Annotated in this window: 24 protein-coding genes; 17 read left to right on the forward strand and 7 right to left on the reverse strand. The window is 72.9% G+C overall.

What is annotated here, in order from left to right; genetic code table 11:
• Nucleotides 1–8: 8 nt before the first annotated feature.
• Nucleotides 9–1538 carry a gamma-aminobutyraldehyde dehydrogenase gene (locus tag ABD973_RS08100; RefSeq protein WP_125822719.1) on the reverse strand — a complete coding sequence of 510 codons (1530 nt, stop codon included), beginning with the start codon at nucleotides 1536–1538 and terminating at the stop codon, nucleotides 9–11.
• Between the two features lie 180 nt (nucleotides 1539–1718).
• Here ABD973_RS08100 and ybiA point away from each other — a divergent pair, with 180 nt between their 5' ends.
• Both ybiA and ABD973_RS08110 read left to right on the forward strand, forming a co-directional pair.
• The gene (ybiA, locus tag ABD973_RS08105; RefSeq protein WP_345499512.1) at nucleotides 1719–2273 is read left to right on the forward strand and encodes a riboflavin biosynthesis intermediates N-glycosidase; all 555 of its coding nucleotides are present in this window, start codon (nucleotides 1719–1721) and stop codon (nucleotides 2271–2273) included.
• On the forward strand, nucleotides 2270–2683 hold the full coding sequence (locus tag ABD973_RS08110; RefSeq protein ID WP_345499514.1) for an NUDIX domain-containing protein: 414 nt from the start codon (nucleotides 2270–2272) through the stop codon (nucleotides 2681–2683). The genes ybiA and ABD973_RS08110 overlap by 4 nt, the downstream gene beginning before the upstream one ends.
• 26 nt (nucleotides 2684–2709) lie before the next feature.
• Here ABD973_RS08110 and ABD973_RS08115 read toward each other — a convergent pair whose 3' ends face one another.
• On the reverse strand, nucleotides 2710–3453 hold the full coding sequence (locus ABD973_RS08115; protein ID WP_345499516.1) for a DUF4190 domain-containing protein: 744 nt from the start codon (nucleotides 3451–3453) through the stop codon (nucleotides 2710–2712).
• Between the two features lie 111 nt (nucleotides 3454–3564).
• Between ABD973_RS08115 and ABD973_RS08120 the strand changes: the two genes are divergently transcribed.
• The 5 genes from ABD973_RS08120 (at nucleotide 3565) to ABD973_RS08140 (ending at nucleotide 8579) form a co-directional block, all read left to right on the forward strand.
• Nucleotides 3565–4590, forward strand: coding sequence for an adenosine deaminase (locus ABD973_RS08120; protein ID WP_125598242.1), 1026 nt, complete (start codon nucleotides 3565–3567; stop codon nucleotides 4588–4590).
• Nucleotides 4591–4626: 36 nt separating this feature from the next.
• Entirely contained in the window at nucleotides 4627–5316 is a 690-nt protein-coding gene (locus ABD973_RS08125) for a glycerophosphodiester phosphodiesterase (protein ID WP_125598245.1), read from the forward strand.
• Nucleotides 5313–6500, forward strand: a complete 1188-nt coding sequence (locus ABD973_RS08130; protein ID WP_345499519.1) for a sensor histidine kinase — start codon at nucleotides 5313–5315, stop codon at nucleotides 6498–6500. Before ABD973_RS08125 ends, ABD973_RS08130 begins: the two co-directional genes overlap by 4 nt.
• On the forward strand, nucleotides 6497–7231 hold the full coding sequence (locus ABD973_RS08135) for a response regulator (protein WP_345499521.1): 735 nt from the start codon (nucleotides 6497–6499) through the stop codon (nucleotides 7229–7231). Before ABD973_RS08130 ends, ABD973_RS08135 begins: the two co-directional genes overlap by 4 nt.
• Nucleotides 7232–7379: 148 nt before the next feature.
• A complete protein-coding gene (locus ABD973_RS08140; protein ID WP_164720972.1) occupies nucleotides 7380–8579 on the forward strand; it encodes a serine hydrolase domain-containing protein in 1200 nt (399 codons plus the stop codon).
• Here ABD973_RS08140 and ABD973_RS08145 read toward each other — a convergent pair.
• The 3 genes from ABD973_RS08145 to ABD973_RS08155 form a co-directional block, all read right to left on the reverse strand.
• Entirely contained in the window at nucleotides 8546–8677 is a 132-nt protein-coding gene (locus ABD973_RS08145) for a hypothetical protein (protein ID WP_277607514.1), read from the reverse strand. The two genes, ABD973_RS08140 and ABD973_RS08145, sit on opposite strands and share 34 nt — an antisense overlap.
• Nucleotides 8674–9849, reverse strand: coding sequence for a polyamine ABC transporter substrate-binding protein (locus ABD973_RS08150; protein ID WP_345499524.1), 1176 nt, complete (start codon nucleotides 9847–9849; stop codon nucleotides 8674–8676). Before ABD973_RS08150 ends, ABD973_RS08145 begins: the two co-directional genes overlap by 4 nt.
• Before the next feature lie 112 nt (nucleotides 9850–9961).
• Nucleotides 9962–11401 (reverse strand): gamma-aminobutyraldehyde dehydrogenase, encoded by a 1440-nt coding sequence (locus tag ABD973_RS08155; protein WP_125598257.1) that lies wholly within the window; start codon nucleotides 11399–11401, stop codon nucleotides 9962–9964.
• Between the two features lie 170 nt (nucleotides 11402–11571).
• Between ABD973_RS08155 and ABD973_RS08160 the strand changes: the two genes are divergently transcribed.
• The 10 genes from ABD973_RS08160 to ABD973_RS08205 all read left to right on the forward strand — a co-directional run bounded on the left by ABD973_RS08160 (nucleotide 11572) and on the right by ABD973_RS08205 (nucleotide 21289).
• On the forward strand, nucleotides 11572–12075 hold the full coding sequence (locus ABD973_RS08160; protein WP_007266859.1) for an Lrp/AsnC family transcriptional regulator: 504 nt from the start codon (nucleotides 11572–11574) through the stop codon (nucleotides 12073–12075).
• Between the two features lie 3 nt (nucleotides 12076–12078).
• Entirely contained in the window at nucleotides 12079–13440 is a 1362-nt protein-coding gene (locus tag ABD973_RS08165) for an aspartate aminotransferase family protein (protein WP_007266858.1), read from the forward strand.
• A gap of 173 nt (nucleotides 13441–13613) precedes the next feature.
• Entirely contained in the window at nucleotides 13614–14381 is a 768-nt protein-coding gene (locus tag ABD973_RS08170; RefSeq protein WP_345499527.1) for an ABC transporter ATP-binding protein, read from the forward strand.
• Nucleotides 14363–15445, forward strand: coding sequence for a hypothetical protein (locus ABD973_RS08175; protein ID WP_345499529.1), 1083 nt, complete (start codon nucleotides 14363–14365; stop codon nucleotides 15443–15445). Before ABD973_RS08170 ends, ABD973_RS08175 begins: the two co-directional genes overlap by 19 nt.
• A gap of 26 nt (nucleotides 15446–15471) precedes the next feature.
• Nucleotides 15472–16563 carry an LOG family protein gene (locus ABD973_RS08180; RefSeq protein ID WP_345499531.1) on the forward strand — a complete coding sequence of 364 codons (1092 nt, stop codon included), beginning with the start codon at nucleotides 15472–15474 and terminating at the stop codon, nucleotides 16561–16563.
• Nucleotides 16564–16680: 117 nt separating this feature from the next.
• A complete protein-coding gene (locus tag ABD973_RS08185) occupies nucleotides 16681–17586 on the forward strand; it encodes a DMT family protein (protein ID WP_125599107.1) in 906 nt (301 codons plus the stop codon).
• A 93-nt stretch (nucleotides 17587–17679) separates the two neighbouring features.
• Entirely contained in the window at nucleotides 17680–18297 is a 618-nt protein-coding gene (locus ABD973_RS08190) for a hypothetical protein (protein WP_125822711.1), read from the forward strand.
• 111 nt (nucleotides 18298–18408) lie between these two features.
• A complete protein-coding gene (locus ABD973_RS08195) occupies nucleotides 18409–18639 on the forward strand; it encodes a ferredoxin (protein WP_125599113.1) in 231 nt (76 codons plus the stop codon).
• The gene (locus tag ABD973_RS08200; RefSeq protein ID WP_125822710.1) at nucleotides 18629–20023 is read left to right on the forward strand and encodes an NAD(P)/FAD-dependent oxidoreductase; all 1395 of its coding nucleotides are present in this window, start codon (nucleotides 18629–18631) and stop codon (nucleotides 20021–20023) included. The genes ABD973_RS08195 and ABD973_RS08200 overlap by 11 nt, the downstream gene beginning before the upstream one ends.
• A gap of 15 nt (nucleotides 20024–20038) precedes the next feature.
• Nucleotides 20039–21289 carry a cytochrome P450 gene (locus ABD973_RS08205; RefSeq protein WP_125822709.1) on the forward strand — a complete coding sequence of 417 codons (1251 nt, stop codon included), beginning with the start codon at nucleotides 20039–20041 and terminating at the stop codon, nucleotides 21287–21289.
• 21 nt (nucleotides 21290–21310) lie between these two features.
• Here ABD973_RS08205 and ABD973_RS08210 read toward each other — a convergent pair whose 3' ends face one another.
• Entirely contained in the window at nucleotides 21311–22336 is a 1026-nt protein-coding gene (locus tag ABD973_RS08210; RefSeq protein WP_125822708.1) for an ABC transporter ATP-binding protein, read from the reverse strand.
• A complete protein-coding gene (locus tag ABD973_RS08215) occupies nucleotides 22336–23952 on the reverse strand; it encodes an ABC transporter permease (RefSeq protein ID WP_125822707.1) in 1617 nt (538 codons plus the stop codon). The genes ABD973_RS08210 and ABD973_RS08215 overlap by 1 nt, the downstream gene beginning before the upstream one ends.
• Nucleotides 23953–23956 lie beyond the last annotated feature (4 nt).

The raw sequence follows: 23956 nt of genomic DNA on the forward strand, positions 1-23956 counted from the left end.
GCCGGTTCTTATCGGTCCCCGAAGATCGTGCGGTGCCAGTCCTTCGCGGCCACCGCAGTATTGTCGAACATCACGTGCTTGACCTGTGTGTACTCCTCGAACGAGTAGGCGCTCATGTCCTTGCCGAAGCCGCTCGCCTTGTATCCGCCGTGCGGCATCTCGCTGATGATCGGGATGTGGTCGTTGACCCAGACGCAGCCCGCCTTGAGTTCGCGGGTGGCGCGGTTCGCCCGGTAGAGGTCGCGGGTCCAGGCGGAGGCCGCGAGCCCGTACGGGGTGTCGTTGGCCAGGGCCAGGCCCTCGTCGTCGGTGTCGAAGGGCAGCACGACCAGGACCGGGCCGAAGATCTCGGACTGGACGATCTCGCTGTCCTGCGCGGCGCCGGAGATCAGGGTGGGCCGGTAGTAGGCGCCCTCGGCGAGACCGCTCTCCTCCTCCCGGGCGCCGGGGATCTCGCCGCCGGTGACGACGGTGGCGTACGAGCGGGCGCGCTCGACGAACGCGGCGACCCGGTCGCGCTGGGCGTGCGAGACGAGCGGGCCGAGGTCGGTGGCGGGCGCGAAGGGGTCGCCCAGGCGGACGGTCTCCATCAGCTCCGCGACCCGGGCGGTGAACGCGTCGTGCAGCGGGCGCTGCACGTAGGCGCGGGTGGCGGCGGTGCAGTCCTGGCCGGTGTTGATGAGCGAGGCGGCGACCGCGCCGTGGGCGGCGGCCTCGACGTCGGCGTCGTCGAAGACGACGAAGGGCGCCTTGCCGCCGAGCTCCAGGTGGAGCCGCTTGACGGTGGCGGTCGCGATCTCGGCGACCCGCTTGCCGACGGCGGTGGAGCCGGTGAAGGAGGTCATGACCACGTCGGGGTGACCGACGAGGTGCTCCCCGGCGTCCCGTCCGGCGCCCGTGACGATGTTGACCACGCCGTCCGGGATGCCCGCCTCCTTGGCCGCCTGGGCGAACATCAGGGAGGTCAGCGGGGTGAGCTCGGCGGGCTTGAGGACGATCGTGTTGCCCGCGGCGATGGCCGGGAGGATCTTCCAGGCGGCCATCTGGAGGGGGTAGTTCCAGGGTGCGATGGAGCCGACGACGCCGATCGCCTCGCGGCGCACGTAGGAGGTGTGGTCCCCCGAGTACTCGCCGGCCGCCTGGCCCTGGAGGTGGCGGGCCGCGCCGGCGAAGAACGCGGTGTTGTCGATGGTCCCCGGCACGTCGAACTCGGTCGACAGCTTGAGGGGCTTGCCGCACTGGAGGGACTCGGCGTACGCGAAGTCCGCGGCCTGCTCGGCCAGTACGGCGGCCAGCCGGTGCAGGGCGTCCGAACGCTCACCCGGAGTGGCGGCCGACCAGCCGGGGAAGGCCCGCTTGGCGGCGGCCACGGCCTCGTCCACGTCCGCCGTTCCGGCCAGCTCGTAGGTGAGCACCTCCTCGCCGGTGGCGGGGTCGACGACGGTGTGCGACCGGCCCGAGGTGCCCGGCCGGAGCCGGCCGTCGATGTACTGCGCGCCGTCTGCGAAGCGGTCCTTGACCTGGAAGCGGTTACCCATCGCTCTCACGCTCTCCGTAGCTACAGCTCGAATTGAGTGCCGATCCTGGCAGAGGCGTTCTCCCCCGCCAAGGGATTCCGTTGTTGCCTTTTGATTACGCGACGGAATCGGTCGACCATATGTCGAGGCAACCCCGAAATCCCGTACGAAGTGTCCGTGGTGACTGCGACACTCGCGTGCATGGAGATGATCGACACGTTGATCGAGCAGGTCAGCCGGGGTGAGCGGGTGAAGTACCTGCCCTTCTGGGGACACCGGCCGCTGCCCGACGGAAGACTCGGACCGAGCTGCCTCAGCCAGTGGTGGCCCTCACCCTTCACTGTGGGTGACGTCCGGTACGCCACCGCGGAGCACTGGATGATGGCCGGAAAAGCACGCCTGTTCGGGGACGCCGAGGCCGAGCGCGCCGCCCTGGCGGCCGGGAGTCCGGCGGCGGCCAAGAAGGCCGGGCGGCTGGTGCGCCGGTTCGACGAGGAGGTCTGGCGGCGGGAGCGGTTCGCGCTGGTCGTCGAGGGCAGCGTGCACAAGTTCGGCTCCGATCCGGCGCTGCGCTCCTACCTGCTGGGCACGGGGTCGCGGGTGCTGGTCGAGGCGAGCCCCGTGGACCGGATCTGGGGCATCGGGCTGGCCGCGGACGACGAACGCGCGCTGCGGCCGGACCGGTGGCGCGGCCTGAACCTGCTGGGCTTCGCCCTGATGGAGGCCCGGGAGCGGCTGCGCGGGGAGGCCGGGTGACGGAGCGGCGCCGGGTGGCGGCCGTCATCGTGCGCGGCGGCGGCGTCCTGATGGTGGGCGAGCGGCACCGGGGGCCGTCCGGCCGCCACGAGGGGGCGGAGTACTGGACGCTGCCGGGCGGCGGGGTGGAGCCCGGGGAGGACCTGGAGGCGGCGGTCCGTCGGGAGGTGGCCGAGGAGACGGGGCTGACCCCCCTGGAGGTGCGGTACGCGTACGAGGCGCCGTACCCCTCCGGGTGGACCACCTGCTTCCGGGTGGAGGTCGCGCCCGGCGAGCCGGTGCTGGGGGTGGACGGGGACCTGGACTGCGCGTGCCCCCGGAGGGTGGGGCTGACCTGGGTCCCGGTCCCCCGCGCGGAACCGGACGGGCCCTGGATGGTCCCCACCCTCCTGTCGGCCGTCCCGCTCTGAGCACCCCGACGGGGGCGGGGGGTCGCTCAGGCCCGCTCGCGCGGGCCGTCGACCTGGGACACGGAGGACGGGGAGTCCGAGCCGCCGTCCGGGTCGGCGAAGTCGGGGGCGAGGAAGATGAGCAGGGTCATGCCTATGCCCAGCACCAGGCCGACCGCGCCGAGGATGATGCCGGCCAGGGCCACCCCGCCGTTGGTGGCCTCGCCCCGGGCGGCCTTGCCCCGGCCCAGCGCCCCGAAGACGACGGCGGCGATGCCGAGGGCGATGGCCCCGAACAGGGTGGCGCAGGCCAACACCGACAGGATGCCGAGCACGAGGGCGGTGACCCCGAAGCCGTTGCTCGCGGGCGGCGTCGCGTACGGGTACGGGTACCCCGGCTGGCCGGGGTAGCCGGGATAGCCGGGGTAGCCGGGATAGCCGGGGTAGCCCGGGTAACCGGCAGGGCCGGGCTGGCCGGGGTACCCGGGCTGCCCCGGGGCTCCGGGCGGGCCGGGATAGGCGTACGCGCCGGGAGCGGGCTGCGCGGGGTACCCGTACGCGGACCCGGGGGCCGGGGGCTGCGGGTACGGCGCGGCGGCCGGCGGGCCCGGCTGCTGCGGCGGCGGGTAACCGGACGGCGCGGGCGCGGGGGGCACGCCGGGCAGGCCCACCATCGTCGGCTGCTCGTGCACCGGCGGGGCCGGCTGGGCGCCCTGCGGCTTCGCCTGGTCCGGCGCCTGCCGCTCGGGCGGCGCCCACGGATCCCTCGGCTCAGGGCTGTGGTCGGTCATGCGGCGCCCCCCTTCTCTCGTACGGCCATGCTAAGCGCTGCCACCGACACGGCCGGGGCCTGCCTACGATGAGGCCGACCCGCCCGCACCCGTGTCCTCCCGGAGGCCCCCATGCCCGACCTGCACCCCTTCATCGCGGGGCTGCCCAAGGCCGAACTGCACGTCCACCACGTCGGCTCGGCGTCCCCCCGCATCGTGGCCGAACTGGCCTCCCGCCACCCCGACTCGAAGGTCCCCACCGACCCCGACGCGCTGGCCGACTACTTCACCTTCACCGACTTCGCCCACTTCATCGAGGTCTACCTGTCGGTCGTCGACCTGGTGCGCACCCCGGACGACGTGCGCACCCTCACCTTCGAAGTCGCCCGCGACATGGCCCGGCAGAACATCCGCTACGCCGAACTGACCATCACCCCCTACTCCTCCACCCGCCGCGGCATCGACGAGAACGCCTTCATGGAGGCCATCGAGGACGCCCGCAAGGACGCCGAGACCGAGCTGGGCGTCATCCTGCGCTGGTGCTTCGACATCCCCGGCGAGGCCGGCCTGGAGGCCGCCGCCGAGACCGCGCGGCTCGCCGTCGACCTGCGCCCCGAGGGCCTGGTCTCCTTCGGCCTCGGCGGTCCCGAGATCGGCGTGCCGCGCCCGCAGTTCAAGCCGTACTTCGACGCCGCCCGCGCCGCCGGCCTGCACAGCGTCCCGCACGCCGGCGAGACCACCGGCCCGGAGACCGTCTGGGACGCCGTCCGCGAGCTGGGCGCCGAACGCATCGGCCACGGCACCAGCTCCACCCAGGACCCGGAACTGCTGAAGTACCTCGCGGAGCACCGGATCGCGCTGGAGGTCTGCCCGACCTCCAACATCGCCACCCGCGCGGTGACCGACCTCGACCGGCACCCCGTCAAGGAGATGGTCGCGGCGGGCGTGCTCGTCACCATCAACAGCGACGACCCGCCGATGTTCGGCACCGACCTCAACAACGAGTACGCGGTCGCCGCCCGGCTCCTCGACCTCGACGAGCGGGGCCTGGCCCAGCTCGCCAAGAACGCCGTCGAGGCCTCCTTCCTGGACGAGGCCGGCAAGGCGCGGCTCACGGCCGAGATCGACGCGTACACCGCCGAATGGCTCGCTCGCTGACTCCCCTTGATCGCCGGCGCCCCCGAGAATGGGTGCATGAGCGATCTGACTGCCGTCGGCCACCGCGGCGATCCCTACCGGTTCCGTGAGAACACCCTCGCCTCCGTCCGCTCCGCCTTCGCGCGCGGAGCGGACGCGGTGGAGATCGACGTACGGCTGACCCGCGACGGGGTGCCGGTCCTGCTCCACGACGAGACGCTGGAGCGGCTGTGGGGGTACGACGTACGGCTCGACGCCGTCACCGCCCCGCAGTTGAAGGAGCTGACCGAGGGCCGGGTCCCGAGCCTGCGCGAAGCCCTGATGGAGGCCGGGGCCGGCCGGCTGATGATCGACCTGCCCGGCGCCTCCTACGAGGCCGTGAAGACCGTCGTCGACCTGGTGCGCGAGTGCGGGGCGCGCGACCGCGCCTACTACTGCGCCGGGCCGAACACCATGCTCGCGGTCCGCGCCGCCGACCCGGGCGCGGAGATCTCCCTGACCTGGACCACCCTCTCGCCGCCGCGCCGGGTGCTGATCGACGCGGTCAGGCCGCGCTGGCTCAACTACCGCTTCGGGCTGGTCAGCCGGGAGCTGACGGACGCCCTGCACCGGGACGGGCTGCTGGTGTCGGCCTGGACGCCGGACACCAGGCGGTCGATGCGCGCCGTCGTCCGGGCCGGGGTGGACTCCGTCACCACCAACAGGCTGGACGCGCTGGCCGCCGTGCGGGCCGGGCTGGGGCGGTGACGCGGGGGCCGGCCGAACGCCTGCGCGCGCTGGTCCTGCGGGCCGATCCGCGCTGGCGGGACGTGGGGCTGACGCTGCTGGTGCAGGTGGCGACGACCATCCCCTTCGTGGTGCCCCGCGACCCGGCGTACCCGCCGGCCACCTGGACGGCGTACCTGGTGACGACCCTGGGCAACGCGCCGCTGGTGTGGCGGCGCCGGGCGCCGGTGGCGGCGCTGCTCGGGGTGGTGGCGGCCGGTTCGGCCTACCAGCTGGCCCTGGACGGGCCGGGGCAGCCGCTGCCGTACGCCGCGCTGATCTGCGTCTACTCGATCGCGCTCCTGGGGGCGTCGCGGGTGCGGCTGGCCGTCGGAACGGCCCTGGCCGTGTTGATCCCCGTGTCCGTGGCGCTCAACAGCGGCACGGCCAGGGAGCTGTTGTTCGCGCTGTTCGTGTTCGGGGCGGCGTTCGCCCTCGGCCGGCTGCAGGCCACGCGGCAGGCGTACACGGCGGCCGTGGAGGACCGGGCGGAGCAGCTGGAGCGCGCGAACCGGATCGAGGCGGAGCAGGCGGCGGCGCGTGAACGGGCCCGCATCGCGCGGGAGATGCACGACATCCTCTCGCACGCCGTCAGCATCATGATCGTGCAGGCGGAGGCCGGTCCGGTGGCGGTGCGCCGGGCTCCGGAGCGTGCGGAGGCGGCCTTCGAGGCGATCGCCGAGACGGGCCGCGACGCGATGGCGCAGCTGCGGACGATGCTGGGGGTGCTGCGGGCGGAGGAGGCGGCGGCGCCGCGTGCGCCGCAGCCGGGGATCGGGGCGCTGCCGGCGCTGGTGGAGCGGGTGCGGGCGAGCGGGCTCGCGGTGTCGTACGAGCGGACGGGCGAGGTGCGCGAGCTGCCGGCGGCGCTGGAGGCGACGGTGCACCGGGTGGTGCAGGAGGCGCTGACCAACGTGGTGAAGCACGCGGGGGCCTCGGCGGTGGACGTGCGCCTGGAGTACGGGCCCCGGGAGCTCGCGGTGCGGGTCACGGACGACGGGCGCGGACCCGGGCGGGCAGCGGCCGGCGGCGTTCCGGGCGGGCACGGGCTGATCGGGATCCGGGAGCGGGCGGCGGCGCACGGCGGGACGGCGTGGACCGGGCCGGGTGCGGACGGCCGCGGGTTCACGGTGCTTGTAACCTCCCCGCTGGAGGTGGGGAATTGACGATCCGTGTGGTGGTGGCCGACGACCAGGAGCTCGTGCGCAGCGGCTTCGCGATGATCCTGGACGCGCAGGAGGACATCGAGGTCGTGGCGGAGGTCGGGGACGGGGCGGCGGCCGTCGAGGCGGTCGGGCGGCTGGCCCCGGACGTGGCGCTGCTGGACGTCCGGATGCCCGTGCTGGACGGGATCGAGGCCTGTCGGGCGATCTCGGCGCGGAGCGCGTGCCGGACGGTGATGCTGACGACCTTCGACTCGGACGAGTACGTGTACGAGGCGCTGCACGCGGGGGCGAGCGGGTTCCTGCTGAAGGACGTGCGGCGGGACGACCTGGTGCACGCGGTGCGGGTGGTGGCGGCGGGCGAGTCGCTGCTGGCGCCCTCGGTGGCGCGGCGGCTGATCGAGGAGTACACGGCGGCGACGGCGGCCCGGCCGGCCGTGCCGGACCCGTCGGCGGCGCAGCGGCTGGGGGTGCTGACGGCCCGGGAGCGGGAGACGCTGCTGCACCTGGGGCGGGGGCTGTCGAACGCGGAGATCGCGGCGGCGCTGGTGGTGAGCGAGCACACGGTGAAGTCGCACGTGGGGAACGTGCTGTCGAAGCTGGGGCTGCGGGACCGGATCCAGGCGGTGATCTGTGCGTACGAGACGGGCCTGATCGCGGCGGGCTCGGCGGTGACGGGCTCGGCGGTGGCGGGCTCGGCGGGTCCCTCTGGGGTTTCTCCCTCTGGAGGGTGAGGGGCGGCGCGCCGGCTCCCCCGCGCCGGTGAGTTGTCGTACCGCTGAAGACCCCTCTTGTTGGTGATCCGCAACCACCCCTGTGACCTGGAGCATTGAGGTCATCGGGGGGCAGCGGGCCCGCCGGCTCACACACGGGGGAACCGTCATGAAGGCACGTACGCGCACGCTCATCGCCGCCGCCCTGGTCCTGGGGGTGGCCGCCGGTCCGGTGGCGGCCGCCGAGGCCGCTCCGGTGCCGGCGCCCGTCTCGGCGGGGGTCTCCGCGCCCGTCTTCTCCACGCCGCCGAACGCGGCGGCGCTGGCGAAGGCGATCGCGGGCGTCGGTGCGGGGAACAAGGACGCGACCGCCGCGCTGGTCCGGGTGGGCGGTACGAGCGGCGCCTGGCGCGGCAGCGCGGGTGTCGCGGACGTCCGCAGCGGGCGCGCGGCGCTGGAGGAGGCCCGCTTCCGGGCCGGTTCGGTGACGAAGGCCTTCACCGCGGCGGTGGTGCTCCAGCTGGCGGCCGAGGGGAAGGTGGACCTGGACCGGCCGGTGCAGGACTACCTGCCGGGGCTGCTGCCGGGCTTCGAGCCGGTGAAGGTGCGGCAGCTGCTGAACTACACGAGCGGTCTGCGGTCCGCCGACGGTCCGGGGGACACCTTCGCGGACGAGTACGCCCACCGCTTCGACGTGGTCGATCCGCACGCGCTGATCGCCGACGCGGTCGCGAAGGGTCCGGAGTTCAGGCCGGGCGAGAAGCAGCGTTACAGCAACATCCACTACACCGTGCTGGGCGTGCTGATCGAGAAGGTGACGGGGACGGCGTACGAGAGGGCCGTCGGGGACCGGGTCCTCAAGCCGCTCGGCCTGCGCCACACCTCGTTCCCGTCGCGCACCCAGAACCGCATACCGGGCCCGTACAACCACGGCTACCAGGCGGTGGCGGCGGCCGACGGGAGCCGCTCGCTGGTGGACGTGTCGGAGTGGAACTCCTCGTCCAACTGGGCCGCGGGGGACTTGATGTCGACCACGGCGGACCTGGAGCGCTTCACGGTGGCGCTGTTCGCCGGCAGGGTCGTCCCGAGGGCGCAGCTGGAGGAGATGTTCACGGTGCCCGACGTCCCGGACGCCGCGAGCGAGACCGGCGCGCACGCGGTGCAGACGGCGGGCCTGAAGGAGTTCGTGCTGCCGGACGGCACGAAGCTGTACGGCAAGACGGGCTCGCGGCACGGCTACAGCACGGTCATCGGCGGCACCCGCGACTTGTCCCGCACCCTGGTCTACTCGGTCAACTCCACCGACGCCAAGGGGCGGGACATGAACCCGGTGGCCTACGGCATCATCGGCGCGGCCTTCGCCAGGTAGCCGGCGCCCTCCGCCGCCTCGAGCGCCTCCAGCCGCTTGATCAGGCGGCGCAGCGCGATCAGCGGGAGGATGCCGAAGACCCCGAAGGCCATGATCACAGTCCGACGATGGCGTTCCAGCGCTTGGCGAGGGCGGGGCGTTCGGCGGAGGAGATGTCCCGGGCCACGGCGAGGCGGCGGCGCATGGCGTCGTCGGGGAAGATCAGCGGGTTCTCCGCCAGTCGGGCCGTCTCCCGGTCCGGCGAGGCGGCCAGTACCTCGCGGGCGGCGGGCACCGGGCAGACGTAGTTGACCGCGGCCGCGAGCTCCGCTGCCACCTCCGGGTCGTAGTAGTGGTCGACGAGGGCCTCCGCGTTGGCCTTGTGCCGGGCGAGGTTGGGGACGAGCAGGCTTTCGGCCCACAGTTCGCCGCCCTCCTCGGGGACCACGAACTCGATGTCGGGGTTGTCGGCCCGGAGCTGGATGGCGTCACCCGAGTAGGCCTGGCAGGCGAGGACGTCGCCCTTGCCGAGGTCGGAGGTGTAGTCGTTGCCGGTGAAGCGGCGGATGTGCTTCCTGCGGACCATGTCCTCGACCTGGTCGCACATTTGGTGGAAGTCGGATGCGGTCCAGCGGGTGACGTCGGTGCCGTTGCCCTGCATCAGCAGGGAGAAGGACTCGTCCAGGCCCGAGAAGAGGGTCACCTTGCCCGCCAGGTCGGGGTGCCAGAGGTCCTTGACGGACTTGATCTCCCGGCCCAGGGCCCTGCGGTTGTAGGCGATGCCGGTGATCCCCGACTGCCAGGGGACGGTGTGCAGCCGGCCCTCGTCGAAGGCGGGCGAGCGTAGCTGCGGGTCGAGGTGCCTGGCGACGTTGGACTGCGCCGAGCGGTCCATCTTCTGGGCCCATCCCAGGTGGACGAAGCGGGCGGCCATCCAGTCGCTGACCACGACGAGGTCGTGGCCGGTCGCCTGGTGGTTCATCAGGGCCGGGCTGACCTTGCCGAAGAACTCGTCGTTGTCGTTGATCTCCTCGGTGTAGCGGACCTGGATGCCGGTCTTGCGGGTGAAGGCCTCCAGGGTCGGACGGCTCTCCTCGTCCTCGTCGTCGGTGTCGATGTAGAGCGGCCAGTTGGAGAAGGCGAGAGCACGGTCGCGGTCCGAGAGGTCCGGGGCCCGCCGCCGGTCCTCCGGGACGTACGCGGCGGGCACGCCGCAGCCGGCGAGGGCGGCGAGCAGGCCCGCGGCACCGAGGCCGCGCAGCGCCGCGCGACGGGAGGGGAGTTCAGGCATGGCCAAAGCCTCGGACAACGCGAAGGGGCGGGCAATAGACAAGATGTCTACTGCCCGCCCCGTCAGGGCTCTTCGGTGATCAGTGCGCCGCCGCCCGGGCGGCGGCCGCGGATCAGGCGTCGAGCGAGGTCATCACGTGCTTGATGCGGGTGTAGTCCTCGAAGCCGTAGGCGGAGAGGTCCTTGCCGTAGCCGGACTTCTTGAAGCCGCCGTGCGGCATCTCGGCGACGAGCGGGATGTGGGTGTTGATCCACACGCAGCCGAAGTCGAGGTTCTTGGACATGCGCATCGCGCGGGCGTGGTCCTTGGTCCACACGGAGGACGCGAGGGCGAACTCGACGCCGTTCGCGAACTCCAGGGCCTGGGCCTCGTCGGTGAAGGACTGGACGGTGATGACGGGGCCGAAGACCTCGTTCTGGATGATCTCGTCGTCCTGCTTCAGGCCGGAGACGACGGTCGGGGCGTAGAAGTAGCCCTTCTCGCCGACCCGGTGGCCGCCGGCCTCGACCTTGGCGTGGGCCGGGAGGCGGTCGACGAAGCCCGCGACCTGCGCCAGCTGGTTCGGGTTGTTCAGCGGGCCGTAGAGCACGTCCTCGTCGTCCGGCTGACCGGTCTTGGTGTCCGCGGCGGCCTTGGCCAGCGCGGCCACGAACTCGTCGTGGATCGACTCGTGCACGAGCACCCGGGTGGCGGCCGTACAGTCCTGGCCGGCGTTGAAGTAGCCGGCGACCGCGATGTCCTCGACGGCCTTGGCCAGGTCGGCGTCCTGGAAGACCACGACGGGGGCCTTGCCGCCGAGCTCCAGGTGGACGCGCTTGACGTCCTTGGAGGCGCTCTCGGCGACCTGCATGCCCGCGCGCACCGAGCCGGTGATGGAGGCCATCGCCGGGGTGGAGTGCTCGACCATGGCCTTGCCGGTCTCGCGGTCGCCGCAGACGACGTTGAAGACGCCCTTGGGCAGGATCGAGTCGATGATCTCCGCCATCAGGACGGTGGAGGCCGGGGTGGTGTCCGAGGGCTTGAGGACGACGGTGTTGCCCGCGGCGATCGCCGGGGCGAACTTCCACACGGCCATCATCATCGGGTAGTTCCACGGCGCCACCTGGGCGCAGACGCCGACCGGCTCGCGGCGGATGATCGAGGTCATCCCGTCCATGTACTCGCCGGCCGAGCGACCCTCCAGCAGGCGCGCGGCGCCCGCGAAGAAGCGGATCTGGTCCACCATCGGCGGGAGCTCCTCGCTGGCCGTCAGGCCCAGCGGCTTGCCGGTGTTCTCCGACTCGGCGGCGACGAGCTCGTCGGCGCGCGCCTCGAAGGCGTCCGCGATCTTCAGCAGGGCCTTCTGGCGCTCCGAGGGCGTGGTGTCACGCCAGCCCGGGAAGGCCGCCGCGGCGGCGGCCATGGCGGCGTCGACGTCGGCCTGGCCCGAGAGCGGGGCGGTGGCGTACACCTCGCCGGTCGCGGGGTTGACCACGTCGGTGGTCCGCCCGTCGGCGGCGTCCTTGAACTCCCCGCCGATGTAGTTGCGCAGACGACGCAGTTCGGTGGTCACTACAGCCACTCTCCTGATCACATGTCCAATGATTGAGACGACCTGCCAAGCCTAGCTCCTCCGGTGACGCTTTCGACAGAGCCGGACCTGACCAACTACGAAATCCGTGAAATCAGAGACCCCTCACAACGGATTTCATCGATTACGGGTTGCGGAACGGACGACTCCTCGTGCACAGTGAGGTCGTGGTCAGTCGAAGCGCAGATTCCAGGAACAGACAACCGTCCCCTTCGGTCGATGCTGTGTCCCTGGCGATCATCGAGCAACTGCAAGAGGACGGTCGCCGTCCGTATGCATCGATCGGCAAGGCCGTGGGCCTGTCCGAAGCGGCGGTGCGCCAGCGCGTGCAGAAGCTGCTCGACCAGGGCGTCATGCAGATCGTCGCCGTCACCGACCCGCTCACCGTGGGGCTGCGGCGCCAGGCGATGGTCGGCATCAACGTCGAGGGAGACCTCGACCCGGTGGCGGACGCACTGACCGCCATGGCCGAGTGCGAATACGTCGTGATGACCGCGGGGTCGTTCGACCTGATGGTGGAGATCGTCTGCGAGGACGACGACCACCTGCTCGAAACGATCAACAAGAAGATCCGCACGCTCCCCGGCGTGCGATCAACCGAAAGCTTCGTTTACCTGAAGCTGAAGAAGCAGACCTACATGTGGGGAACTCGATAGCCCGTGAGCCAGGACCTCTCCAAAACCGCGTACGACCACCTGTGGATGCACTTCACCCGCATGTCGTCGTACGAGAACGCGCCCGTCCCCACCATCGTGCGGGGTGAGGGCACCTACATCTTCGACGACAAGGGCAAGCGCTACCTGGACGGTCTCGCCGGACTGTTCGTGGTCAACGCCGGTCACGGCCGCAAGGAGCTGGCCGAGGTCGCCTACAAGCAGGCCCAGGAGCTCGCGTTCTTCCCCGTGTGGTCGTACGCGCACCCCAAGGCGGTCGAGCTCGCCGAGCGCCTCGCCGACTACGCCCCGGGCGACCTGAACAAGGTCTTCTTCACCACCGGTGGCGGCGAGGCCGTCGAGACCGCCTGGAAGCTCGCCAAGCAGTACTTCAAGCTGCAGGGCAAGCACACCAAGTACAAGGTCATCTCGCGTGCGGTCGCCTACCACGGCACCCCGCAGGGCGCCCTGTCCATCACCGGTCTGCCGGCCCTGAAGGCCCCCTTCGAGCCGCTGGTCCCCGGCGCGCACAAGGTGCCCAACACCAACATCTACCGCGCCCCGATCCACGGCGACGACCCCGAGGCCTTCGGCCGCTGGGCCGCCGACCAGATCGAGCAGCAGATCCTCTTCGAGGGCCCCGACACCGTCGCGGCCGTCTTCCTGGAGCCCGTGCAGAACGCCGGCGGCTGCTTCCCGCCCCCGCCCGGGTACTTCCAGCGGGTCCGCGAGATCTGCGACACCTACGACGTGCTGCTCGTCTCCGACGAGACCATCTGCGCGTTCGGCCGCCTCGGCACGATGTTCGCCTGTGACAAGTTCGGCTACGTGCCGGACATGATCACCTGCGCCAAGGGCATGACCTCGGGCTACTCCCCGATCGGTGCCTGCATCGTCTCGGACCGCATCGCGGAGCCCTTCTACAAGGGCGACAACACCTTCCTGCACGGCTACACCTTCGGCGGACACCCGGTGTCCTCCGCCGTGGCCATCGCCAACCTCGACATCTTCGACAAGGAAGGCCTGAACCAGCACGTGCTGGACCAGGAGGGCAACTTCTTCAACACCCTGAAGAAGCTGCACGACCTCCCGATCGTCGGCGACGTCCGCGGCAACGGCTTCTTCTACGGCATCGAGCTCGTCAAGGACAAGGTCACCAAGGAGTCCTTCACGGACGAGGAGACCGAGCGCGTGCTCTACGGCTTCCTCTCCAAGGCGCTCTTCGACAACGGCCTGTACTGCCGCGCCGACGACCGTGGCGACCCGGTCATCCAGCTGGCCCCGCCGCTGATCGCCGACCAGGGCACCTTCGACGAGATCGAAGGCATCCTGCGCTCGGTGCTCACCGAGGCGTGGACCAAGCTGTAACCGGCCCGGGGACGCACTAGCCCGAACACACGGCCCGGATCCTCCGTTCGAGTAGAACGCGGGGGTCCGGGCCGTGTGCTGTCCGCTTTCACGACGTTCATCTCCTTACATCTCCTTGCGGTGCCAGTGACCGAAAGGGCTCCGCTTCGTTCCCCCGGACGGAGGTGTACGTCATGGTGGCTCCCCCGGACACGGCCCGGCCCGACCAGGCCCCACCGCAGGACGACCTGCTCTGGGCCCGGTCCCTGCACTACTCCCACGGAGGTACCCCCGGCCTGATCGGGGTCTGCGCCGGAGTCCGCCAGGGCGAGATCCTCGCCGTGACCGGCCCGCGCGGCTGCGGGAAGAGCACCCTGCTGCGCTGTCTGGCCGGGCAGCTGCTGCCCGAGCAGGGCGAGGTGTGGTTCAACAGCGTCCCCGTCCACACCCTGGGCACCGCCGCCCGCGAACGCCTGCGCCGCGACCGGTTCGCGTGGATCGGCCCCGACCCGCAGCTGCTGCCCGAACTCAAGGTCTGGGAGAACGCCGCCCTGCCCCTGCTGATCGGCGGCGCCCCGCACCGCGCCGCACGCCGGGCCGCCCTCGAATGGCTGGAGCGCCTCGACCTCGACCGCTTCGCCGGCAAGCGCCCCGGCGCCCTCAACCGTGCCGAGGCCCAGCGGGTCGCCCTGGTCCGCGCCCTGGTCGCGGAGCCGGCGGTGCTCTTCGCCGACGAGCCGACCGCGCCGCTGCACCGCGCCGAACGCGCACTGCTGCTGCGCACCCTGACCACGGCCGCCCGCTCCCACGGCATCACGGTCCTGCTGGCCACCCACGACGAGGAGGCCGCCGCCTGCGCCGACCGCGCGCTGGCCCTGCTCGACGGCCGGCCGGCCGGAGCCGCGGCCGCCGCCTCCGCCCTCACCACGGAGGACCAGTCCGCGTGCTCGCTCTCCGCCTAGTCCGCGGCTCCCGCCCCCTGGTCCAGCTGCGCCGGCTGCTGGTCGCGGCCGCCTCCGCAGGCAGCGGGTTCCTCCTGCTGTACGTCCTCGCGGACGCGACCGTCCGGCCCGCCGGATCGTTCCCCCGCCTGCTGTGGGCGCTGGTCCCGCTCGCCGCCACCGCCCAGTTCGCGGTGGCCGTCGCCCGTACCGACCCCGCGACCCGGCCCCGCGACGGACTGGACGCCGCCGGGCTGGGCCCCGTACGGCTCACCCTGGTCGCAGCCGTCTCCACCGCCGTCGCGTGCGCCCTCGGCAGCGCCCTCGCCCTGGCCGCCTTCCTCCACCTGAGGGGCGATCTGGCGGGACTGCCCTTCGACGGAGCCGGCGCCCGGCAGCTGCACGCCGACCGGCCGCTGCCGGTGGCCGCCGCCCTCACCCTGCTGGCCCTGGTCCCGCTGACCGCCACCGCGGCCACCGCCCTCGCCCTGCGCCCCCGCCCGCCGCACGCCGGGATGGCCCCGCAGACCGGCGTGCCCTGGGGGGTGGCGCTGGCCGCCTGCGGGCTCGCCGCACTGGCGTACGCGCGGCCCGGCGGAGCCGGCGTACCGGCCGGCTGCGCGCTGATCGCGGTCGGGCTGGCCCTCGCCGGTCCGGGACTGGCCTACGCCTGCGGGACCCTGGTGCAGGCCGTCCGGCCGGGGCTGCTGCGGCTGCTGGCCGGGCGCGGCCTCCAGGAGGAGGCGCCCCGGCTGGGACGGCCCCTCGGGGTGCTCACCGCCGTCGGCGCGGCCGCCCTCACCACCCTCTCCCCGCACGCCCCGGGCGGCCCCCTGACCCCGCTCGGGCCGCTGACCGGCCCCGCCGCGGCCCTCGTCGCCCTGTGCGCGGCCGGGACCCTGCTCACCTCGGCCGTCGAGTCCCGGCAGGCCCGCTCCGCCTCCCGGGAGGCGCTGGCCGGTCTCGGCACCCCGGGCACGGTGCTGCGTACGGCCGCGGCCCTGCGGGCGGCCGCGCTGCTCGCGGCCGCGGCGGGGCTCGGCTGGGGTGTGGCGCAGCTGACGTCGCTGGCCCTGACCCGCTGAGCCGGCCGGCCCTTAGGGTGGGCCGAATGGTCAACGCAGACATCGAGATCGAAACGCTCGCCGAGTTCGACCGGGTCGTCGCCCGCGGGTCCCTGAGCGGCTACCGGATCCAGTCGGTCAACCTCCTGGAGCGGACCTTCGCCCTGCTGTCCGCGGACACCTCCGCGACCGTGTTCCTGGGCTGCGCGATGGAGCCCGACGCCTCGGCGAAGGTCCGCGCGGACGGGGCGCTCGTCTTCCCGCCGATACCGGACCTGCCGTTCGACCCGTACCGGGGTCTGCTGTACACGGCCGAAGAGCTGTTCACCGGTCTGGCCGAAGGCTACGAAGCCACCCCGGACGCCCGGGCGTACGCCTGGTTCCAGGAGACCAGGTCCGACGGCGACGTCTTCTCCTCGATGCTCCGCTCCCTCCACGACGATGCCATCTCCGACGCGCTCGACGAACACCTCGCGGGCGCCCGCGTGATCGGCGTCATGGGCGGCCACGCCATGGCCCGCGGCGGTACGGACTACCGCGGCGCGGCGGAGCTGGGCCGGACGCTGGCCCGGTCCGGGCTGACGGTCGCCACCGGCGGCGGCCCCGGCGCGATGGAAGCCGCCAACCTGGGCGCCTACCTGGCGCCCGCGCCGGACGGGGCCCTGCCCGAAGCGCTGGAGCTGCTGGCGAAGGTGCCCTCCTTCAGCCCCTCCGTCTCCGACTGGGCGCGCGCGGCCTTCGCCGTACGGGAGCGCTGGCCCCGGGGCGGGGACTCGGTCGGGATCCCCACCTGGTTCTACGGCCACGAGCCGCCGAACGCCTTCGCGGGGCAGATCGCCAAGTACTTCTCCAACGCCACCCGCGAGGACGGGCTGCTGGCCCGGTCCACCGCGGGCGTGGTGTTCCTGCCGGGCGCCGCGGGCACCGTGCAGGAGGTCTTCGACAACGCCACCCCGAACTACTACGAGTCGCGGTCCGAGCCGACCCCGATGGTGCTGGTCGACCGCGCCCACTGGACCGAGCGGCTGCCGGTCTGGCCGCTGCTGCGGGCGCTGGCGTCGGGCCGGCCCATGGAGTCGCGGATCGCGCTGGTGGACTCGGTGGACGAGGTCCCGGACGCGCTCGCAGCCATGGCCTGAGCCCCACCCAGGGCAAAGGGCCGGTCAAAGAAATCCCAGGCGGAGGCAACTTCGCGGCCCGTTATGACGTCTGGCAGAGGTACCGCCCTACCTGCCAGACGTTGAACGGAGCCTCCTGTGCTCATAGGCCTGCTGACCGCTGTCGCGGCGTCCATCTGCTACGGGACGGGCTCTGTCCTGCAAGCCGTGGGCTCCCGCCGCGCCGCCCGGATGTCGCCGGCCGCCGCCGGCGTGACCGCCCACGGCGGACCGAACCTGACCTCCACCGCCAAGGCCGCGATGACCTGGGAGTTCATCGTCGGCACCATCCTGGACTTCGTGGGCTTCGCACTGGGCGCGCTGGCGGCCCGCATGCTGCCCCTGTTCCTCTCCCAGACGGTCATCAGCGCCAACCTGGTGATCACCGCCGTCCTCAGCGTGAAGATGCTGGGCATCCGGCTGACCCGCAAGGAATGGACCTCGATCGGTGTCGTCTGCGCGGCGCTGGTGCTGCTGGCGACCGCCGCCGGCCACGAGGGCGACCACCACGCCCCGATGTCCACGCACTGGTGGCTGCTGGCCGTGACCCTGCTGATCATCGTCGGCGGCACCGTGGCCGTACGCTTCCTCGGCGCCCGGGCCGCGATCCTGGCGGGCCTGCTGTCCGGTCTGGCCTTCGGCGCCCTCGGCGTCGGCGTGCGCATCCTCGATGGCGTGGACCCCTTCGACCCGTTCACCCTCGCCACCGACCCGGCGCTGTACGCCATCCTGATCGCCGGCATCGGCGGCATGTACCTGCACACGGTGGCCCTCCAGATCGGCTCGGTCAACGGCGCCACCGCCGCCCTGGTCGTCGGCGAGACGGTCCTCCCGGGCGCGATCGGCGTCCTGTGGCTCGGCGACGCCTCCCGTCCGGGTCTGGCCTGGCTCGCGGTGACCGGCTTCGTGCTGGCCGTCGCCGGCGCCGTCGCGGTGGCCTGGTACGGCAACCACGACGGGGCCGAGGACCCCGCCGGGGAACCCGTTCCGGCACCGGTGTCCTGACCCTCCCGGCCCGGCCCCCGCGGCCGGGCCGGGATTCACTCCCCCGGGGCCCCTGCGGTGGCGGGGGCCCGGCGGGTGCCGCCTGCTGAAGGCATGGAGTCCACCACCGCGCGGATGCGCACGCCACGGGCCGCCGGGACGGCCGGGCTCGTCTTCGCCGTGCTGCTCGCGGTGGCGATCGTGCTGATGAGGCTCGCCATCCCCTCCGGCAGCCCCTCCGACGCCCCCGTCGCCGACTCCGACCGCTGGGCCGTGCGGCTGGCCCTGGAGATCGTCCCCTTCGCCGGGATCTTCTTCCTCTGGTTCATGGGGGCCCTGCGCGCGCACTCCGGCGGCGGCGAGGACCGGTTCGTCGCGGCGGTGTTCCTCGGCAGCGGCTACGTCTTCGTCGGGACCCTCTTCGTCGCCGCCGCCGCGGCGGGCACCGTCCTCCAGGAGACCGTCCCGCCCTCCGGATTCGGCCGCCCCTTCGCGTACGCCGTGCTCACCACGTACGCGATGCGCATGGCGGCCGTCTTCGTCTTCGTGACCTCCACCATGGGGCGCCGCCTGGGCTTCTTCCCGCGCCCGCTGGTCGCGCTGGGCTACGCCACCGGGCTGGTGCTGCTCCTCCTCGGCTCCGGGGTCCCCTGGTCCGAGATGGTCTTCCCGTTCTGGGTGCTCGTCGTCAGCCTGCACGTCCTGCGCACCAACCTGCGCCGGACCGCCTGAGGCCTGGCCCCCGCCCCCGGCAGGCGGCGCGCGGGTCCCGCGCGCATGCTGGAGAACGGGAGGGTGTCGGGGGCCGTGGGGGTCAACAGGTCACGGAAAGGCTGATGCCCCATGAGGCTTGTCGTGGACCTCAACCGGTGCCAGGGGTACGCGCAGTGCGCGTTCCTCGCGCCGGACGTCTTCGCCATGCACGGCGACGAGTCCCTGCTCTACGACCCGCAGCCCGACGAGGAGCACCGCGAGAACGTCGTCCGCGCCGTCCACGCCTGCCCCGTCCGGGCCATCCTGCTGGATGCGATGAACGGGTCCCTGTCGACCGCGGAGGCGCGTGGTGAGCGGTGACGCAGCCCTGGAACGGCTCAAGCGCGAAGGCCGCATCGTCGTCGTGGGAGCCTCCCTGGCCGGCCTGCGGGCCGCCGAGACCCTGCGCGAGAAGGGGTTCTCCGGATCCCTGACGATGATCGGCGACGAACCCCACGAGCCGTACGACCGGCCCCCGCTGTCCAAGCAGGTCCTGCTCGGCAAGGCGACCGCGGACCGCACGGCCCTGCCCCGGCGCCTGGACATCGACGCCAAGTGGCGGCTCGGCGTACCGGCCGCCGGCCTGGACATGAAGGCCCGCCGGGTCCGCCTCGCCGACGGGGACGAGGTGGAGTACGACCGGCTGCTGATCGCCACCGGCGTCCGCGCCCGGCCGTGGCCCAAGCCGGAGGAGGGCTCCCTCGACGGGGTCTTCGTCCTGCGCACCCGGGACGACGGTGCGGCCCTGGAACGCGCGCTGGCGGCCGGACCCGGCCGGGTCCTCGTCATCGGCGCCGGGTTCACCGGCTCCGAGATCGCCTCCGCCTGCCGGGAACGCGGCCTGGCCGTCACCGTCGCGGAACGCGGCGACGCGCCCCTGGTCGGGGCGCTCGGCGGGGTGGTCGGCGCGGTCGCGGCCGAGATGCACCGCGAGAACGGGGTGGACCTGCGCACCGGCATCATGGTGACGGCCCTGGAGGGCGACTCCTCCGGCAGGGTCCGCGCCGCACACCTCTCCGACGGCACCACGCTGGAGGCGGAGGTGGTGGTCGTCTCGCTCGGCGCCCAGCGCAACACCGAGTGGCTGACCGGGTCCGGCCTCGGCGCCGGTCCGCGCGGCATCGCCTGCGACGCGGGCTGCCGGGCCTTCGACATCTGGGGCATCGTCACCGACGACATCTACGTGGCCGGCGACGTCGCCCGCTCCCCGCACGCCCTCTTCGGCTACCAGTTCCTGTCCCTGGAGCACTGGGGCAACGCCGTCGCCCAGGCCGAGACGGCCGCGCACAACATGCTCAGCGAGAGCGCGGAGCGCCGCCCGCACGTATGGGTACCGGCCTTCTGGTCGTCCCAGTTCGGGGTGAACATCAAGTCGGTCGGGGTCCCCTCGATGGGCACCGAGATCGTCATCACCCAGGGCTCGCGCGCCGAGCGCCGCTTCGTCGGCGTCTACGGCTACCAGGGCCGCGTCATCGGTGCCGTCACCTTCGACCAGTGCCGCTGGCTGGACTTCTACGAGCAGCAGATCGAGCAGACGGCGCCGTTCCCGCCGCCCTACTCGACGGTGGACCGCAGGCCCGAGGGGAACCGGCCGCTGGACGCGGACTTCCCCGACCCGTCGATCCCGACGCACGGCCCGACCATCACCCTGAGCGGCTACTCACCGGCCGACCGGCGGATGAAGTTCACGCCGGCGCACAACTGAGCACGAGGACCTCTCATGACTGAAGGCATCCTGCGGCAGATCCTCGACTACTCCAGCCGGGCCGATCCCTACCCCCTGTACGAGGAGCTCCGCAAGACCCCGGTGTTCCACGACGGCACCGGGCCGTACGTCCTCAGCACGTACCACGAGATCAAGGGCCTGCTGCACGATCCGCGGATCAGCTCCGACTCCCGCAACCTGACGGCGGTCGCCGGGGACCCGCTGAGCGAGACGGGCGAGGACGAGGGGGAGGGCGTCCTGCCGCCCTCCTTCCTGAAGCTGGACCCGCCCGACCACGACCGGCTGCGCCGGATGACGAACCGCCCGTTCGGGCCGCCGCACTCGCCGCGCCGCGTCGAGCAGATGCGCGGTGAGCTGGGCGGCATCGTCAAGGGCCTGATCGACGCGATCGCCAAGGAGGGCGACCCCTCGCGGATCGACCTGGTCGAGGAGTTCTCGTACCCCTTCCCGGTCACGGTGATCTGCCGGCTGCTGGGCGTCCCGCCCGAGGACGAGGCGCGCTTCCACGTCTGGGCCGACACCCTCGCCGCGAGCCTGGACCCCGATCCGGGCGCCGACCCCGCCGAGCGCGCGGACAAGACGAAGGGCGCCCGGATGGAGCTCGGCATGTACCTGGCCGGGCTGATCGAGGAGCGGCGCAAGAACCCCACCGGGGACATGCTGTCGGAGCTGGCGACCGCGCAGGGGCCGGACGGCACCATGACCACCATGGAGGTGCTGAGCACGGCGGCGCTGCTGCTGATCGCGGGGCACGAGACCACCGTCAACCTGATCACGAACGGCATGCTCACCCTGCTGCGGCATCCGGAGCACCTGGCCCGGCTGCGCGCCGAGCCGGACCTGGGCGTGCCGATCGTGGAGGAACTGCTGCGCTACGAGCCGCCCGTGCAGCTGCTGCCGCAGCGCAGCACCCTCTCCGACATCGAGGTGGCGGGGGTGACCATCCCCAAGGGCTCCTCGCTCTGGCTGATCCTGGCCTCCGGCAACCGCGACCCGAAGCGGTTCCCGGACCCGGACCGGTTCGACCCGGACCGCCAGGACGTCCAGCACCTGGGCCTCGGCAGCGGCATCCACAGCTGCTTCGGCGCGCCGCTGGCCCGGCTGGAGGCGGCACTGGCGCTGAGCGAGCTGGCCCGCAGGCTGGAGAACCCCCGGCTGCTGGAGGACCCGCCGCCCTACCGGCAGAACGCGGTCCTGCGCGGCCCCCGCCACCTGCCGATCGCCGTCGACGGGATCCGGGACTAGAACCCCCGGGGACTGGGCAGGTCAGGAGGCCTCCGGGAGGACGACGACCTGCGACGGGCTGAACGCCACCGCGACCCGGTCCCCGACGGCCGGCGCGGTGGCCAGCTCGCACTCGGCCTCCAGTACGGGCCCCGACGCGGGCCTCAGCCGCAGGGCCACGTGCGTGCCGCGGAAGGTCCGGGACTCCACCACGCAGCCCAGGCCCGCCTCGCACAGCACCACCCCGGCGGGGCGGACGAGCAGCCGCCGCTCCCCCTCGGGCGTGCCGGCCGGGACCGGCACCCTGCCCCACGCGGTCGCGGCGGCGGTACCGGCCACCGTGCCCGGGACCACGTTCTCGAAGCCGAGGAAGCGGGCCACGAACTCCGACGCGGGCCGCTGCCACACCTCCAGCGGCGTCCCGGCCTGCGCGATCCGCCCGTCCCGCATCACCACCACCCGGTCGGCCAGCGCGAAGGCCTCGCCCTGGTCGTGGGTGACGGCCAGGACGGTGGTGCCCAGCCGGGAGAACAGCCCCTGGAGCTCGACCACCAGCCGCTCGCGCAGCCCCCGGTCCAACTGGCCGAGCGGCTCGTCCAGCATCAGCAGCCGGGGCGAGGGGGCCAGTGCCCGGGCGAGGGCCACCCGCTGCTGTTCCCCGCCGGAGAGCGAGGAGACGGCGCGGCCCTGGGCCCCCGGGAGCCCGACCAGCTCCAGCAGCTCCTCGACCCGGGCCCCGGACGAGCCCTTCGGGCCGCCCTGCACGCGCAGGCCGAAGGAGACGTTCCCGCCGACGTCCCGGTGCGGGAACAGCTGGTGGTCCTGGAACATCAGGCCCACCCCGCGCCGGTGCACCGGTACGCCGGCCTGGTCGGCCCCGCCGAGCAGCACCCGCCCCGCGGACACCTGCTGGAGGCCGGCCACCACCCGCAGCAGGGTGGACTTGCCGCTGCCGCTGGGGCCCAGCACGCACACGGTCTCGTGCTCGGCCACCTCCAGGTCGACCGCGTCCACGACCACCCGGTCGCCGAAGCGGACCGTCACCCCTTCGAGCCGGAGCAGGGTCATCAGAACTCTCCCGAGGTCTTGTCGGGTCGCAGTCGCTCCAGCACCAGCAGGGACACCGCGCACACCAGCATCAGAATCGTGCTCAGGGCCATCGCCTGCCCGTAGTTCATCTCCCCGGCCCGCCCCAGCAGCCGCGCCACGGCCACCGGCAGCGTCGGGTGGTCGGGCCGGGCGATGAAGACGGTCGCGCCGAACTCGCCCAGCGAGACCGCGAAGGCGAACCCGGCCGCGATCAGCAGGGCCCGCCGCACCAGCGGCAGGTCCACCTCCCGCCAGGCCCGCAGCGGCGAGGCACCGAGCACGGCGGCCGCCTCCCGCAGCCGGGCGTCGACGGCCCGCAGGACCGGCAGCATGGTCCGTACGACGAACGGCACCCCGACCAGCGCCTGCGCGAGCGGCACCAGGATCCACGAGGTCCGCAGGTCCAGCGGCGGCTCGTCCAGGGTGATCAGGAACCCGAAGCCCACCGTCACGGCCGACACCCCGAGCGGCAGCATCAGCAGCGCGTCGAAGCCGCGCACGAAGCGGCCCCCGCGCCGCGTCAGGGCCGCGGCGGCGAGCCCCCCGACCGCCACGGCGATGGCGGTGGCGGCCAGGGCGTACTGGAGGGAGTTCCAGACGGCTTCCAGCGGCGGCACCAGAAACGTTCCGCCGCCCGAGCCCGCGTCCTGCAGCGCCCGGTAGAAGCCGAGGCCGTACCCGCCCGGGGCATCGAAGGACCGCTCCACCAGCACCGCCAGCGGCGCCACCACCAGCAGCGCCACCGACACCAGTACCCCGCCCAGCAGCCCCCGCTGCGCCCAGCCGCGCGGCGGCCGCGCGGTGCGCGCGGGGTCGACGAGCCGCAGTGCGGTCTCCCGCCGGCGCACGGTCCACGCGTGCACCGCGAGGACGGCGGCGATGGCCGCGAACTGCACCATCGTCAGGACGGCGGCGGTCGGCAGGTCCAGCAGCTGCGCCGTCTGCCGGTAGACCTCCACCTCCAGGGTGGCGTACGCCGGCCCGCCCAGGATCTGCACGACGCCGAAGGAGCTGAACGTGAACAGGAACACCATCAGCGAGGCCGCGGCCACCGCCGGCCCCAGCGCGGGCAGCACCACCCGCCGCCACGCCGCGAACCGCCCCGCGCCCAGCACCCGCGCGGCCTCCTCCTGGCGCGGGTCCAGCTGCGCCCAGAGCCCGCCGACGGTCCGCACCACGACGGCGTAGTTGAAGAAGACGTGGGCGAGCAGGATCGCCCACACGGTGGTGTCCAGCCGGACGCCCCCCAGCTCGTCGAGCAGCCCGCCCCGCCCGACCAGCGCCAGGAAGGCACTGCCGACGACCACGGTCGGCAGCACGAAGGGAACGGTGACCAGCGCGCGCAGCAGCCGCTTGCCGGGGAACTCCAGGCGCGCGAAGACGTAGGCGCCGGGCAGTGCGAGGAGCAGGGTGAGGGCGGTGGAGGCGAGCGCCTGCCAGGTGGTGAACCACAGCACGCCGCCGATGTCGGGCCGGGCGAGGACCTCGCCGATCCGGCCGAACTGCCAGCCCTCGTCCGTCTTGAGCCCGCGGCCGACGATCGCGGCGACGGGGTAGGCGAAGAACAGTCCGAAGAAGGCGAGCGGCACGGCCATCAGA

The organism is Streptomyces racemochromogenes (genome assembly GCF_039535215.1).
Taxonomy (GTDB): Bacteria; Actinomycetota; Actinomycetes; order Streptomycetales; family Streptomycetaceae; genus Streptomyces; species Streptomyces racemochromogenes.